Genomic DNA, 14388 nt, shown 5'->3' with positions numbered 1-14388 from the left:
GCCGAGGCCCCGCGCCCCGCTGCACCGGCGGCGCGCGGCGACGCGCCCCGTCCCGCGGCGCCGGCCGCCGGCCAGACCCGCACCTACGAGCCCAGCCGCGATCGCCGCGACGACCGCACCTCGACCACGACCTATCGTCCGGGTCCGGGCGGCGAGCGTCCACCGCAAGGCGATCGTCCCCAGGGAGACCGTCCGCAGGCCGACCGGCCATTCAACCAGCGCGCTCCGCGCCCGGATGGTCCCTATAACCAACGCACGCCGCGTCCCGACGCTGGCGGTCCCCGCCCCGAAGGCGCCGGCGGTTTCCGCAACGACCGTCCGCAAGGCGACCGCCCCCAGGGGGATCGTCCGCAAGGCGATCGTCCCCAGGGCGACCGTCCGACCCAGACCGTCCGCTATTCGGCCCTGGCCCCGCGCCCGGCCCCTGGCGCCCGTCCGGGTCCTGGTGGTGCGCGCGGCGCCCGTCCGGGCGTTCCCGCCTCGGCTCCGGCCACGCCAGAAATCCAGCGCGCCACGCGTTCGGCCCCCCGCCCCGGCGGCGAGGCCGCGCGGCGTCCGGAGGATGACGACGATCGGCGCAAGGCCGCCGCGCCCGGCAAGGCCGTGTCGCGCGCCAAGGGCGCTCCGATCCGCCGCGAAGGCCGCCTGACGATCCAGACCGTGGCCGGCGATGGAGACTCCGCCGATCGCATGCGCTCGCTGGCCTCGGTTCGCCGGGCCCGTGAACGTGAAAAAGAAAAGCGCCGCGGCGGTCCCGCCGATGTCGTGAAGGTTAGCCGCGAAGTGATCATCCCCGACGTCATCACCGTTCAGGAGCTGTCCAACCGGATGGCCGTGCGCGGTGTCGAGATCATCAAGTTCCTGATGCGTCAGGGCGTGATGCTGAAGATCAACGACGTCATCGACAACGACACCGCCGAACTGGTGGCCACCGAATTTGGCCACACCGTCCGCCGCGTTTCGGAAGCCGACGTCGAAGAAGGCTTCATCGGCGCCGAGGACATCGACGACCACCTGGAGTCGCGGCCCCCGGTGGTCACGGTCATGGGTCACGTCGACCACGGCAAGACCAGCCTGCTGGACGCGCTGCGCAAGGCCGACGTGGCCGGCGGCGAGCACGGCGGCATCACCCAGCACATCGGCGCCTATCAGGTTCGCCTGGAAAATGGCCAGAAGGTCACCTTCCTCGACACCCCAGGCCACGCGGCTTTCTCGCAGATGCGGGCGCGCGGCGCCAATATCACCGACCTGGTGATCCTGGTGGTGGCTGGCGACGACGGCGTCATGCCGCAGACCATCGAGGCCATCAAGCACGCCCGCGCTGCGGAAGTGCCGATCATCGTGGCCGTCAACAAGATGGACAAGCCGGGCTCTGACGCGACCCGCGTCATCAACGAGCTGCTGCAACATGAGATCGTGGTCGAAAGCCTGGGCGGCGAAACCCAGATCGTCGAGGTCTCCGCCAAGACCGGCCAGGGCCTGGACGAGCTGATCGAGCGCATCCTGCTGTTGGCTGAGGTCATGGACTTGAAGGCCAACCCCGATCGCACCGCCGACGGCGTGGTGATCGAGGCCAAGCTCGACAAGGGTCGCGGCGCGGTTTCGACCGTGCTGGTCAAGCGCGGCACGCTGAAGCGCGGCGACATCGTCGTGGCCGGCAGCCAGTTCGGCCGGGTTCGCGCCCTGCTCAACGAGCGCAATGAGCAACTGAACGACGTCGGGCCTTCGACCCCGGTCGAGATTCTCGGCCTGGACGGCGTGCCTTCGCCCGGCGACCCCTTCGCGGTCGTCGAGAACGAAGCTCGGGCTCGTGAATTGACCGAGTACCGCATCCGCCTGAAGCGCGAGAAATCGATGCATCCGGTTGGCGCGGGCGCCACCAGCATGGCCGACATGATGGCCAAGCTGCAGGACAAGAAATATCGCGAGCTGCCGCTGGTCATCAAGGCTGACGTGCAGGGCTCGGCCGAGGCGATCATCGGCTCGCTGGACGCCATGTCGACCGACGAGGTCCGCGCGCGGATCATCCTGTCGGGCGCCGGGGCGATCAGCGAAAGCGACGTGATGCTGGCCAAGGGCGCCGGCGCGCCGCTCATCGGCTTCAACGTCCGGGCCTCGGCCCAGGCGCGGGCGCTGGCCGAGCGCGAAGGCGTCGAGATCCGCTACTACGCGATCATCTACGACCTGCTGGACGACATCAAAGGCGTGCTCTCGGGCATGCTGGCCCCGATCCAGCGCGAAACCTTCCTGGGCAACGCCGAAGTGCTGCAAGCCTTCGACATCTCCAAGGTCGGCAAGATCGCCGGTTGTAAGGTCACCGAGGGCGTGGTCCGCAAGGGCGCCAAGGTCCGGATCATCCGCAACGACATCGTCGTTCTGGAACTGGGCACCCTGCAGACCCTCAAGCGCTTCAAGGACGAGGTCCCCGAGGTCCCGTCCGGCCAGGAGTGCGGCATGATGTTCGCCGGCTTCCAGGACATCAAGGTCGGCGACACCATCGAGTGCTTCACCGTCGAAGAGATCAAGCGCCAGCTGGACTAGTCGTCGGATACAGCTTCAGCTTAAAAGAGAAGGGCGCGGACGCGAGTTCGCGCCCTTCTTGTATTTGGGGTGCGGCGTGGCAATTACGGGCGAAGTTTGGCGCGGGAGTTTCGGTGACGGAGGACGTCGACGCGCTGGTCCTGTGTTGCTCGCGCTTGTCCTCTTGTGCAGCGTTTCCGCCTGCGGGACACCTCGCCCGACGATCCGGCCGTTGGCGGAGTCGCCAGATCACCTTGAGGTCTGTCCTTCAGCTGCGCCGTCATGCCGCTGTCAGATCCGCGATGGATCGTTGAAGGACTGCCCCAGCGTGTCCGTCACAGGCGGCGGCGTCGAGCCTCACTAGCGACCCCGGCCTGGAATTCGCCCGATTTCGGGCCTAACCGTAACGCCATGCGCATCCGGACCCTCCTGACCCTGACCCTTGCGACCGCCGCCCTCAGCGGTTGCGCCACCGTCAGCCGCTATGACGCGGCCGGCGACGTCCACGCCCTGCTGGTGGCGATCCGCAACAACGACCATGCCGCCTTCGACGCCCGCGTCGATCGCTCGGCGCTGAAGGCCCAGATCGAGAGCCGCCTGGTGCGCGAGGCCCGCTCCTCGAAGATGAGCGGCGGCCTGCAGGCGGCGATCATCGCCCTGGCCGCACCCGCAGCCGACATCGCCGGCGCCGCTCTGGTCCAGCCCGAGACCTTCCGCTACGCCGCCAACTATTACGGCTACACGCCTGACCGCCCGATCCCCGACCGCATCGCCATCGCCGCCGCCCTGCGCCCGCTGGACAGCGACCATGTCTGCGCGGCCAAGACCAAGACCGGGCCCTGCCTGCTGACCTTCACCCTGGATGGCGGCACGTGGCGGCTGTCGGGCTTCGACGCCGAGGCCGTCAACCTGCACTTCAGCCGGTGACGCCAGCGATGCGAGCGCGCGCCGTGCTGCTCGGCTTGGCCCTGAGCGCCTTGGCCACCGCCGCGCACGCCGAACGCAAGATGTATTCCTTCGACCCGATCTCGGCCGACGCCAAGCGTCTGACCGGCGCCGGCCTGACGGTGCTGTTCGACAGGAAGCTGACCGGAACCCGGGTGCTGAAGGTTCTGGCCACCGGCGTGCCGGTCCAGGCCCGGCTGATCGGCGGCCATCAGAAGGATCTCGCCCCTGGCGGGTTGAAGGCCATGGCCGGGGTCGACGCCGACGCCGACCTCTATGAGATCGACCCGAAATTCGAACAGGGCCGGGTCTATATTCGGGCCTTCTGTCCGGGGGCGAAGCGCCTTTGGCTGAGCTTCAGCCGGCTGGCCACCTATCGCGACCTGCGCGTCCAGGCGTTCGGCGACGACCCCAAGGGCGGGGCGACGCGGGTGTGCGGCACCCTCGACTTTTCGTTCCGCGGCGAATGGAAACTGCCCAACGGCAAGGGGCCCGATCCAATGGATGACTGGGCCGACGACAAAGGGCCGGGCTAGAGCATTTCCCGACCTGACTGCGTCAGGCCGTGAGCTCTAATCTTCTGTTTTGACGCATTTTTCTTCATGCGAACCGGAATCACTTCGCTCGAAAACTGCTCTAGCTGGGCGGTTTTCGCACCCCTTTATCTCTCTGCATCCCGACTTTCGTCGGGATGCAGAGAAGAAGTGGGCGCGCTTCGGGACGCGACATCAAGCCGCTGTTTCATGCCATGGTCGCCCGACGAGGCAGGGGGTGAGCGACCATGAGCGATGCGTTGGCGGACTTTACCCTGTTCGACTTCGACGACGGCCGCTGGACACGGCCCGTCTACCGCATCGGCTCGGGCCCGGCGGTGATCGTCATCCACGAGATCCCCGGCCTGCACCCCGGCGTATTGCAGTTCGCCCGCGACGTGGCGGCAGAGGGCATGACCGTGTTCTGCCCCAGCCTGTTCGGCGAACCCGGCCGGCCGGTGACCACGGGCTACGCGGTGAGGGTGATCGCCAAGACCCTCTGCGTGCGCCGCGAATTCACCGCCTGGGCGGCTGATCGCTCCAGCCCCATCGTCGACTGGCTGCGCGCCCTGGCCCGCCAGGTCCACGCCGAGTGTGGCGGCAAGGGCGTCGGGGCGGTGGGCATGTGCTTCACCGGCGGCTTCGCCCTGGCCATGATGACCGAGCCCTCGGTGGTGGCCCCGGTGATGTCGCAGCCCTCATTGCCACTGGGCAAGAAGAACGCTGCGGCGCTGGACGTGTCGCCGGACGAACTGGCCGTGGCCAAGGCGCGTATGGAGGCCGAGGATTTGACACTGCTGGCCCTGCGGTTCGCGGGCGACGCCCTAGTGCCCTGCGCCCGCTTCGCCACCCTGCAGCGAGAACTGGGCAACCGGGTCGAGGCCCACGTCCTGCCCGACGCCTCGGCGCGCGGCGGCTCCGGCCGTGACCCGCATTCGGTGCTGACCCTGCACCTCAATCGCCATGATCCGGACGGCGAGACGATGAAGGTGCATCGACGCGTGCTGGCCTTCTTCAAGGACCGCACGGGGGCCTGAGGCGCGGTCACGCTGGACTTTTGCCGGCCACGCGCCTAGACACCCCGCCTTCCTGTTTCCACCCCGCGCCCGGCGTTCGATCCGCCGGCCGGGCGGCAAGGCCTTCGTCATGAAGAACAAGATTTTCAAACCCACCAAGGGCGTCAGCGCCGGCCCGTCTCAGCGCCAGCTGCGGGCCGGCGAGTTGATCCGCCATGCCCTGGTCGACATCCTGCGTGAGGAGACGCTGCAGGATCCCGCTCTTGCCAACATCTCGGTGACTGTCACCCAGGTGCGGATGAGCCCCGACCTGCGGCACGCCATCTGTTTCGTCGAGCCGCTGGGCGCCGGGGTGATGAACATCCACGTGCCCGAGCCCTCCTCGCCGTCGCGCACGTCCGTCGTGCCCGGCAGCCCCGCCGAGGTGGTGGCGGGCCTCAACCGCGTGACCAAGTTCCTGCGCGGTCGGCTCGGCCATGGTCTGGGCATGCGCTTCACGCCCGACCTGAAGTTCGTTCATGACGAAAGCTTCGACAACGCCAAGCGCATGGACGCCCTGTTTGACAACCCCAAGATCCAGGCCGACCTCCTGCCGGTCGAAGCCAAGGAAGACTGAGTGGCCCGCCGCAAGAAGGGCGACGCCATCTCGGGCTGGATCTGTCTCGACAAGCCCTATGACCTGACCTCGACCAGCGCCGTGTCTCGCGTGCGCCGGGCGTTCAACGCCCAGAAGGCGGGGCATGCCGGCACGCTGGATCCGTTGGCCACCGGCATTCTTCCATTGGCCCTGGGCGAGGCGACCAAGACCGTCCCGTTCCTGGTGGACGCCGACAAGGCCTACCGCTTCACGATCGCCTGGGGCCGCTCGACCACCACCCTGGACCGCGAGGGTGAGACCACCGACAGCAGCGACGTGCGGCCCACGCGCGAGCAGGTCGAGGCCGTGCTGGCCCCGTTCATCGGCGAGATCGACCAGATCCCGCCAAACTATTCGGCCATCAAGGTCGATGGCGAGCGGGCCTATGACCTGGCCCGCAGCGGCGTCGCGTTCGAGCTGAAGACCCGCAAGGTCAATGTCCACGGCCTGCGCGTGACCGATGCTCCAGACGCCGATCACATCGAGCTGGAGATGGAGTGCGGCAAGGGCACCTATGTCCGCGCCATCGTCCGCGACGTGGCCGCCGCCCTCGGCGCCTGCGGCCATGTCGACCAGCTTCGCCGGACGCGAGTCGGCCGGTTCACCGAGCAAACGGCGATAGGCCTGGAAACCCTCGAGAATTTAAGCTATGAGGCCCGCCTGTCGGAGGCATTGCTTCCGGTCGAGACCGCGCTGGACGACATCCCGGCGCTGGCCGTGACCGATGAAGACGCCTTCCGGCTTGCGCAAGGACGCGCCATCGTTCTGCTCCCAAGGCAGGTGGAATCGCTGAAAGCCGTGCTCACGCGCGGCGATCGCACCGTTTCCGCCATGTCGGGACAGAGGTTGGTGGCCTTGTGCGAGATGCGCGCCGGATCGCTCAATCCGGTGCGGGTCTTCCAACTCACCTGAGCGGAGACACACCGATGTCGATCACTGCCGAGCGCAAGACCGCTCTTATCGCCGAACACGCCCGCACCGAGGGTGACACCGGCAGCGCCGAAGTCCAGGTCGCGATCCTCTCCGAGCGTATCGCCAACCTGACCGAGCACTTCAAGACCCACAAGAAGGACAACCACAGCCGTCGTGGTCTGTTGATGATGGTTTCCCAGCGTCGCAGCCTCCTCGACCACCTGAAGAAGTCTGATCTGGGCCGTTACACGGTCCTCATCGAAAAGCTGGGTCTGCGCCGCTAGTTCTGGCGCCGTCGGCCGCCTCGCTCACGCGGGGCGGCCGAACGCTTTTTAAGGCCTCCGTTTCAAGACAGGCTGAAACGAAGGCTGCTGTGGATCCGTTTTCGAGCGGATCCGGACGTAAGCCGAGGATCACGATCCCCGGACGCCTGTCGCACTGGATGAGGAAACCTCGGGACCGCCATTCGGCCGCCCGACCCTGTCCGTCCTGAGGGAAATGGGTCCTTCGGAACCGAAAGAAGCAAATATGTTCGAAATCATGCGCAAGACGATCGAGTGGGGCGGCAAGACGCTGGTCCTCGAAACCGGTCGCATCGCCCGTCAGGCCGACGGCGCCGTTCTGGCCACCATGGGCGAAACCGTCGTCCTGGCCACCGCCGTGTTCGCCAAGAAGGCCAAGCCCGGCCAGGACTTCTTCCCCCTGACCGTCAACTATATCGAGAAGACCTACGCAGCCGGCAAGATCCCAGGCGGCTTCTTCAAGCGCGAAGGTCGTCCGTCGGAAAAGGAAACCCTGGTTTCCCGCCTGATCGACCGTCCGATCCGCCCGCTGTTCGTCAAGGGCTTCAAGAACGAAGTCCAGGTCGTCTGCACCGTGCTGCAGCACGACCTTGAGAACGATCCCGACATCGTCGCCATGGTCGCCGCCTCGGCCGCCCTGGTGATCTCCGGCGCCCCCTTCATGGGTCCGATCGGCGGCGCCCGCGTCGGTTACGTCAACGGCGAGTACATCCTGAACCCGACGCTCGAAGAGCTGAAGGAAAGCAAGATGGACCTGGTCGTGGCCGGCACCGCCGACGCCGTGATGATGGTCGAATCCGAAATCCAGGAGCTCTCGGAAGAGATCGTCCTCGGCGGCGTCAGCTTCGCCCACAAGGGCATGCAGGCCGTGATCAACGGCATCATCGAACTGGCCGAACACGCCGCCAAGGAGCCCTTCGACTTCCAGGCGGAAGACACCGACGCTCTGAAGGCCGAAGTGAAAAAGGCCGTCGGCAAGGATCTGGCCGAAGCCTACACCATCCGCGCCAAGGGCGACCGCGTCGCGGCCCTGTCGGCCGCCAAGTCCAAGGCCACGGAAAAGTTCGCCAAGAGCGATACCAATCCGGCCGGCATCGATCCGCTGAAGCTGGGTTCGGTGTTCAAGGAACTAGAAGCCGACATCGTCCGTCGCTCCATCCTCGACACCGGCATCCGCATCGACGGTCGCACCGTCGACAAGGTGCGTCCGATCCTGGGTGAAGTCGGCATCCTGCCGCGCACCCACGGTTCGGCCCTGTTCACGCGCGGCGAAACGCAAGCCATCGTGGTCGCCACCCTGGGCACCGGCGACGACGAGCAGTTCATCGACGCCTTGGAAGGCACCTACAAGGAAGCCTTCCTGCTGCACTACAACTTCCCTCCCTTCTCGGTCGGCGAGACGGGCCGGATGGGCAGCCCAGGCCGCCGCGAAATCGGCCACGGCAAGCTGGCCTGGCGCGCCCTGCGCCCGATGCTGCCGGCCAAGGAAGACTTCCCCTACACCATCCGCCTGGTCTCCGAGATCACCGAGAGCAACGGCTCGTCCTCGATGGCCACGGTCTGCGGCGCCTCGCTGGCCATGATGGACGCGGGCGTTCCGCTGATCCGTCCGGTCTCGGGCATCGCCATGGGCCTGATCCTCGAAAAGGACGGCTTCGCCGTTCTGTCCGACATCCTGGGTGACGAAGACCACCTGGGCGACATGGACTTCAAGGTGGCCGGCACCAGCCAGGGCCTGACCTCGCTGCAGATGGACATCAAGATCGCCGGCATCACCGAAGAGATCATGAAGCAAGCGCTGGCCCAGGCGAAGGGCGGCCGCGAGCACATCCTCGAGGAGATGAACAAGGCCATGGACGCCCCTCGTGAAGAGGTCGGCGACTACGCCCCCAAGATCGAGACCATCACCATCCCGACCGACAAGATCCGCGAAGTGATCGGCACCGGCGGCAAGGTGATCCGCGAGATCGTCGCCACCACCGGCGCCAAGGTCGACATCAACGACGAAGGAACGGTCAAGGTCTCGGCCTCGGACGGCGCCAAGATCAAGGCCGCGATCGACTGGATCAAGTCGATCACCCAGGAAGCTGAAGTCGGCGCGATCTATGACGGCAAGGTCGTGAAGGTCGTCGATTTCGGCGCCTTCGTGAACTTCTTCGGCGCCAAGGACGGCCTCGTCCATGTCAGCCAGATCAGCAACGAACGGGTGGCCAAGCCCTCGGACGTGCTGAAGGAAGGCCAGATCGTCAAGGTCAAGCTCCTCGGCTTCGACGATCGCGGCAAGACCAAGCTGTCGATGAAGGTCGTCGATCAGGAGACGGGTGAAGACCTGTCCAAGAAGGACGCCGTGAGCCCGGAGGACGCCGTCAACACCTAAGGGTGAGACGGTCTCTGAAGTGAACTAGCAGGCGGGCGGCTCCGAGAGGGGCCGCCCGTTTTGCGTTTGGGGCTCAGAAGATGTGACGCTTGGTGACGCACCAATTTACGGGCCGAAACCTAAACACGCCCCAGAACTCGCAGGTTCGACTGCGGCCAACGAGGCTGTTGCCAGCATAAACATCGACGATCGTGCGGACGCCGAGGAGCGAATAGCGCGGCTTGTTCAGATAAATCGCCGGCTTGCCAGCGTCGAAAATCTCCCCATGGAGGGCGGTTTCGTAGGACACTGTCTTGGCCGCAAGATTAAAACTGGACCACTGGCAATCTAGCGGTCCGCCTCGGCGGGTCGTCGCCCAGCCCGACCTCAGTTCATCGGTATAGTGTCGCCTCAGAACGCTCGCCAGCAGGCGACAGTCAGAGGCCGAAGCGATGGGGGCCTTACGCGCCCACTCGGTTTCGGGCGGAGCGAACCAAGCCAGAAGTCCAGCGACGATGCAGCAGCTGACGATAAGAATCGCGGTTCGCACGAACTTCCTACGATGCTCGGCCAAAACGATCTTCCTGCGCCCGCCCGTGGGGGCAGACCCCACCTTAATTCCTTGGTGGATGGGAGCTCTGGGGTCAGGCCTTGTCAAGGACCGGCCTCCGGCCGGCCGCGGAGCGGCGGTCCCAGAGGGGCCGTCCTTGACAAGGGCTGACCCCAGAGCAAGCTCGCCTCCAAGGCCTTAAGGCGGGGCCTGTCCGCCAGGGCGGATCAGAACAGCCACCACCGAAAGCCACTTCGGCAAAAACGGTTGTCATCCCGGACAAGCAAAGCGTGGATCCGAGACCGCCGGAAGCGCGGCGTTCACGCGTCGGTCCGGATCTTCGCGCCGCGCGCTCGTCCGGGATGACAACCGTTTTCGTGGCTCACCCCCTCGGCGTCACCCGGATCGTCACCGCATCCGGCGTGCCGTTCCCGCCCCGACATGCCGCCAGCTTGAACGTCAGGTCCATACAGACCCACACCTCGGTGAGGCGGTTGTCCTTGTTGACCCGCACGTTGAGCCCCTCGCGGGTCATGCCGCGATTGTCTTTCAGGAAGGCCTCGCGCACCTGACCGGCGGTCATCACGCCCTCGACCGAAGGTTTCAGATCCGGAACCCTCAAGCGCGACCGAACCGCCCGCGCCTTCTTGAAATAGGCCTCCGGCGTCTCCCATTGGCAGGTCCCGTGCGCCTGCCATTCGTGCTGCAGAAGCCAGGGCGAAGGGGTCATGCACAGGTTGGCCTTGACCGTCGCCACGCTCAGCGACGGGCTGGGCCGGCAGTAGCGGGGGTGGGCCTTGTCGGGCCCATTGGGCCACAGGCCGTGGACGGTGAAGCCAAAGCGGTTGGTCTGGCACTGGATGGCCTTGTCCGACTCCGGGATGCCCGAGCGGCAGGCCTCGGGCGACCAGTAGAGGGCCAGCAGATAGGCGGCGGTCGGGATGTCGGTATGGATCTGGTCGGCGGGCGGGATCTCGGGCCCGACCGGGGTCACGTCCTGAGGGATGGCGCAGGCTTTCAGGTCCGAGGCCTGGGCCGCGCCGGCCAAGGCCAGGGCGGCGAGGGCCGTGGTCAGGACCTGAGTGAACTTCAACGACATGCGGGTTCCAACGCTGACTTGCGCTCCTCTCTAGCACGCCTCGACCCACCCTCAATTCCACGGAGCCTAGATAAGATTTCCTTCTCCCCTTGCGGGAGAAGGATCTTCAGCAGGGCGGTGACGGGGCGAGACCAGAAGATTTCTGCGAATGATTATCATTGCGCGTCTGCAAAGCTCCAGCTAAGAACGCGTCGCAATTACGACAAAGGGCCGCGCTCCTCCGACGGCCTGACGGGGTTCTACACATGCAAAAGCTTATCAAGCCCGCCGCGAGCGGCGTCCGCAGCCAAGCGCGCCGCGCCCTGAGCGCCGGGGCCGTCGCCGGCCTCGCGGGCCTTACCCTAGGCGCGGGCTTGGCCCACGCGGCGCCCGACGCCGTCCTCAATGCCGACGATCTGGCGGTCGCGGCCGCTCCGGCCGCTCCGGCCGCCGACGCCGCCACCGAGGTCTCCGGCGTCAAGGTCGAGGGCCGCAAGCAGCGCGCCGAGTCGCCGAAATACACCGCCAAGCCGCTCGACACGCCCCAGACCGTGACCATCGTCTCGCGGGGCGTCATCGAGGCCCAGAACCTGCTGTCGCTCCGCGACATCCTGGCCACCGTGCCCGGCATCACCTTCGGGGCCGGCGAAGGCGGCGGCGGCTTTGGCGACAGCATCAATCTGCGCGGCTATTCGGCCAATAACGACCTGACCATCGACGGTGTGCGCGACAGCGCCCAGTACAGCCGCAGCGACCCGTTCAACCTGGAACAGCTGGAAGTCGTCAACGGCGCCAACGGCGTCTATTCCGGCTCCGGCTCGGTTGGCGGCACGATCAATCTGGTGACCAAGCGCCCCAACCGCCGCGACTCCACCACCGTCACCGGCGGCGTCGGGACCGACGGCTATCTGCGCGGCACGCTCGACGCCAACCATCTGGTGACCGACGACATCGCCGTGCGCCTGAACGTCATGGCCCACCAGAACGACGCCCCGGGCCGCGATGTGGAGAGCTTCGAGCGCTGGGGGATCGCGCCGTCGATCACTTTCGGCCTGACCGGCCCGACCCAGTTCACCATCCTCTACAGCCACCAGGAAGACACCAACACCCCGCAGTATGGCGTGCCGTTCTACAATGGCCGCGCGGTGCCCGGCGTCGATCCGTCGAACTATTACGGCTACAGCAATGTCGACACCCAGGAGCAGCAGGTCGACGTGCTGACCGGGATCATCAAGCACCAGTTCAGCGACACCCTGTCGGTCCGCAACCTCTCACGCTACCAGGAAGTCACCCAGCTGACGGTCGTCGACCCGCCGCAGGGCGTGTTCTGCCTGGCCAACGGCCAGAAGCCGGTGGCCTGGAGCCAATCGACCACGGCGACCAACATCACCGGCTTCACGGCCTGCCTGCCTGCCGACCCGGCTCCGGGCCTGTACCAGCCGAGCGGCCCGCGCGGGAACCTGCGCGATTCCAAGAACACCCTGCTCTACAACCAGACCGACGTGACGGCGAACTTCAATACCGGCGGCGTGGCCCACAGCCTGGTGGTCGGCGCGTCGTTCCTAAGCGAGGACTATCACCTCGACAGCGGCAACGTGCTGCGCAACCCCGACGGCACGGCCACTGTCCTGCCGCTGATGTCCATCGCCGACCCGAACGCGACCTATGCCGGAGCGCGCAACTATGTTCGCACCAGCATCCAGGACGGCGAACGCCATAATCAGGCGGCCTATCTGTTCGACAACGCCCAGCTGAACCCGCAGTGGGCGGTGAATTTCGGCCTGCGCTACGAGCGTAACCAGGGCGAGAACCGCAGCGACGCCTATTCGGCGACGGCGGTCGGCGCGATCCCGAAGGGCGCGGTGACCCCGGGCCTGACCTTCCGCAGCGACGACAACCTGTTCTCCTACCGCCTCGGCCTGGTCTACAAGCCGATCCCCAACGCCAGCCTCTATGTCGCCTACGGCAACTCCAAAACCCCATCGCAGTCCACGGTGAATGGCGCCGGCGCCTGCTCGGCCGCCACCTGTACGGTCGAGCCGGAGGAGGCCAAGAGCTACGAGCTGGGCGCCAAATGGGACATCTTCCAAAGCCGCCTGTCGCTGACCGCCTCGGTGTTCCGCAACGATCGCACCAATTACAAGGTCGCCTCGGGCGACCCCACCGTGCCCGACCAGCAATTGGACGGCAGCGCGCGGGTCGATGGCGTGGCGCTGGGCGCTTCAGGCCGCCTGACCGACAAATGGTCGGTGTTCGCCAACTACACCTATCTCAAGAGCGAGGTGCTGCAGGGCGTTTCCGACTTTAACGCCGCCGCAGGCCTGGATTTCACCAAGGGCGACGAGATCGCCAATGTCCCCGACCACGCCTTAAGCCTGTTCACCACCTATGACCTGCCGCACGATATCCAGGTCGGCTACAGCCTGTCCTACCAGGGCAAGACCTATCTGAGCCAGCACGGCCAGATCACCGGCAGCACCCCGCCTCAGCGCACGACGATCCCGCTGGTCATCACCGACGACTACTGGCTGAGCCGCGCGACGGTGTCCTGGAAGGCGACCAACGCGCTGGAGCTGCGGCTCAACGTCAACAACCTGCTCGACGAGAAGTATTACAACCGGGGCCGCAACAACGGCTGGGCCACACCCGGCGATCGTCGCAACGCGACCCTGACCGCCAACTATCGGTTCTGATCCTCCCCTTCATGAACCGATAGCGCCCCGCCTGGGACCCATCCCCAGGCGGGGCCTTGATTTGTCTGCTAAGGAGCGCAGGCCATGATGCTCCAAATCCCCGACGTGCTGACCTCCGACCAGGTCGCCCACTGCCGCGCCGTGCTCGACGCGGCCGCGTGGATCGACGGCAACGCCACCTCGGGCTTCCAGGCCGCGATGGCCAAGAACAACCAGCAGCTGCCGCAGGACGGCGCGGCGGCCCGCGAGATCGGGGCGATCATCGTCCAGGCGCTGGAGCGCCATCCGCTCTTTGTCTCGGCGGCCCTGCCCCGGACGATCCTGTCGCCGATGTTCAACCGCTATGGCGAGGGCATGGGTTTTGGCGACCACATCGACAATGCGGTGCGCCGCGATCCCGTCACCGGCCAACGCCTGCGCACCGACCTGTCGGCGACGCTTTTCCTGAGCGATCCGGACGACTATGACGGCGGCGAGCTGGTGGTCGAGGACGCCTATGGCAGCCACATGGTCAAGCTGCCGGCCGGGGGGCTGATCCTGTATCCGGCCTCCAGCCTGCATCACGTGACGACGGTGACCCGCGGCGTGCGCTCGGCCAGCTTCTTCTGGATCCAGAGCCTGGTGCGCGACGACGCCAAGCGCGGCCTCTTGCTGGACATGGACGTCGCCATTCAGCGGCTGTCGGGCGCCGTGGGGGCGACCAATCTCGCGGTGCTGTCCCTGACCGGGACCTATCACAACCTGCTGCGGATGTGGGCCGAGGTGTGAAATACGCGGCCAGCGACCAATGTTCGCCGACGCCAACCATAAGTTTACCCTTGAGCTTCAACGTCCTGGCGACCGTTT

At 66.3% G+C, this 14388-nt stretch carries 12 protein-coding genes; 10 read left to right on the top strand and 2 right to left on the bottom strand.

Annotation, left to right across the window (positions count from 1 at the left end):
• From infB to pnp, 8 genes are all read left to right on the top strand, one after another.
• Positions 1–2541, top strand: a 2541-nt coding sequence (infB, locus tag ACP696_RS10370; protein WP_426043762.1) for a translation initiation factor IF-2, incomplete at its 5' end; no start/stop codon positions are given.
• Between the two features lie 390 nt (positions 2542–2931).
• Positions 2932–3447, top strand: coding sequence for a DUF2939 domain-containing protein (locus ACP696_RS10365; protein WP_426043761.1), 516 nt, complete (start codon positions 2932–2934; stop codon positions 3445–3447).
• A gap of 8 nt (positions 3448–3455) precedes the next feature.
• The gene (locus ACP696_RS10360; RefSeq protein ID WP_426029358.1) at positions 3456–4001 is read left to right on the top strand and encodes a hypothetical protein; all 546 of its coding nucleotides are present in this window, start codon (positions 3456–3458) and stop codon (positions 3999–4001) included.
• 245 nt (positions 4002–4246) lie between these two features.
• Positions 4247–5035 carry a dienelactone hydrolase family protein gene (locus ACP696_RS10355; RefSeq protein ID WP_426043760.1) on the top strand — a complete coding sequence of 263 codons (789 nt, stop codon included), beginning with the start codon at positions 4247–4249 and terminating at the stop codon, positions 5033–5035.
• 109 nt (positions 5036–5144) lie between these two features.
• Positions 5145–5630, top strand: coding sequence for a 30S ribosome-binding factor RbfA (gene rbfA, locus ACP696_RS10350; protein ID WP_426010483.1), 486 nt, complete (start codon positions 5145–5147; stop codon positions 5628–5630).
• Positions 5631–6563 (top strand): tRNA pseudouridine(55) synthase TruB, encoded by a 933-nt coding sequence (gene truB / locus ACP696_RS10345; protein WP_426043759.1) that lies wholly within the window; start codon positions 5631–5633, stop codon positions 6561–6563.
• Positions 6564–6577: 14 nt separating this feature from the next.
• Complete coding sequence (gene rpsO, locus ACP696_RS10340; RefSeq protein ID WP_056437057.1) at positions 6578–6847, top strand: 30S ribosomal protein S15; 270 nt, start codon at positions 6578–6580, stop codon at positions 6845–6847.
• Positions 6848–7091: 244 nt separating this feature from the next.
• On the top strand, positions 7092–9242 hold the full coding sequence (pnp, locus tag ACP696_RS10335; protein WP_426010479.1) for a polyribonucleotide nucleotidyltransferase: 2151 nt from the start codon (positions 7092–7094) through the stop codon (positions 9240–9242).
• 73 nt (positions 9243–9315) lie between these two features.
• On the opposite strand, the gene ACP696_RS10330 is transcribed toward pnp, so the two are convergent.
• Both ACP696_RS10330 and ACP696_RS10325 read right to left on the bottom strand, forming a co-directional pair.
• On the bottom strand, positions 9316–9531 hold the full coding sequence (locus ACP696_RS10330; protein WP_426010478.1) for a hypothetical protein: 216 nt from the start codon (positions 9529–9531) through the stop codon (positions 9316–9318).
• Between the two features lie 622 nt (positions 9532–10153).
• Positions 10154–10870: a ribonuclease T2 gene (locus ACP696_RS10325; protein ID WP_426043758.1), complete on the bottom strand. Its 717-nt coding sequence runs from the start codon at positions 10868–10870 to the stop codon at positions 10154–10156.
• A gap of 245 nt (positions 10871–11115) precedes the next feature.
• Here ACP696_RS10325 and ACP696_RS10320 point away from each other — a divergent pair, with 245 nt between their 5' ends.
• Both ACP696_RS10320 and ACP696_RS10315 read left to right on the top strand, forming a co-directional pair.
• Positions 11116–13542 carry a TonB-dependent receptor gene (locus ACP696_RS10320; RefSeq protein ID WP_426043757.1) on the top strand — a complete coding sequence of 809 codons (2427 nt, stop codon included), beginning with the start codon at positions 11116–11118 and terminating at the stop codon, positions 13540–13542.
• An 84-nt stretch (positions 13543–13626) separates the two neighbouring features.
• On the top strand, positions 13627–14310 hold the full coding sequence (locus ACP696_RS10315; RefSeq protein ID WP_426010472.1) for a Fe2+-dependent dioxygenase: 684 nt from the start codon (positions 13627–13629) through the stop codon (positions 14308–14310).
• The last annotated feature ends 78 nt before the right edge of the window (positions 14311–14388 follow it).

The sequence above is a fragment of the Caulobacter sp. DWR3-1-2 genome, assembly GCF_049896225.1.
Taxonomy (GTDB): Bacteria; Pseudomonadota; Alphaproteobacteria; order Caulobacterales; family Caulobacteraceae; genus Caulobacter.
The sequence above is the reverse complement of the archived record's forward strand: the minus strand, read 5'-3'. Positions and strand labels throughout refer to the sequence as shown.

Excerpts from the sequence above, each read along its gene's own strand:
- ACP696_RS10325 (WP_426043758.1), bottom strand. The coding sequence starts at position 10,870 with ATGTCGTTGAAGTTCACTCAGGTCCTGACCACGGCCCTCGCCGCCCTG.
- pnp (WP_426010479.1), top strand. The coding sequence starts at position 7,092 with ATGTTCGAAATCATGCGCAAGACGATCGAGTGGGGCGGCAAGACGCTG.
- rpsO (WP_056437057.1), top strand. The coding sequence starts at position 6,578 with ATGTCGATCACTGCCGAGCGCAAGACCGCTCTTATCGCCGAACACGCC.
- ACP696_RS10320 (WP_426043757.1), top strand. The coding sequence starts at position 11,116 with ATGCAAAAGCTTATCAAGCCCGCCGCGAGCGGCGTCCGCAGCCAAGCG.
- ACP696_RS10355 (WP_426043760.1), top strand. The coding sequence starts at position 4,247 with ATGAGCGATGCGTTGGCGGACTTTACCCTGTTCGACTTCGACGACGGC.
- ACP696_RS10360 (WP_426029358.1), top strand. The coding sequence starts at position 3,456 with ATGCGAGCGCGCGCCGTGCTGCTCGGCTTGGCCCTGAGCGCCTTGGCC.
- ACP696_RS10365 (WP_426043761.1), top strand. The coding sequence starts at position 2,932 with ATGCGCATCCGGACCCTCCTGACCCTGACCCTTGCGACCGCCGCCCTC.
- ACP696_RS10315 (WP_426010472.1), top strand. The coding sequence starts at position 13,627 with ATGATGCTCCAAATCCCCGACGTGCTGACCTCCGACCAGGTCGCCCAC.
- rbfA (WP_426010483.1), top strand. The coding sequence starts at position 5,145 with ATGAAGAACAAGATTTTCAAACCCACCAAGGGCGTCAGCGCCGGCCCG.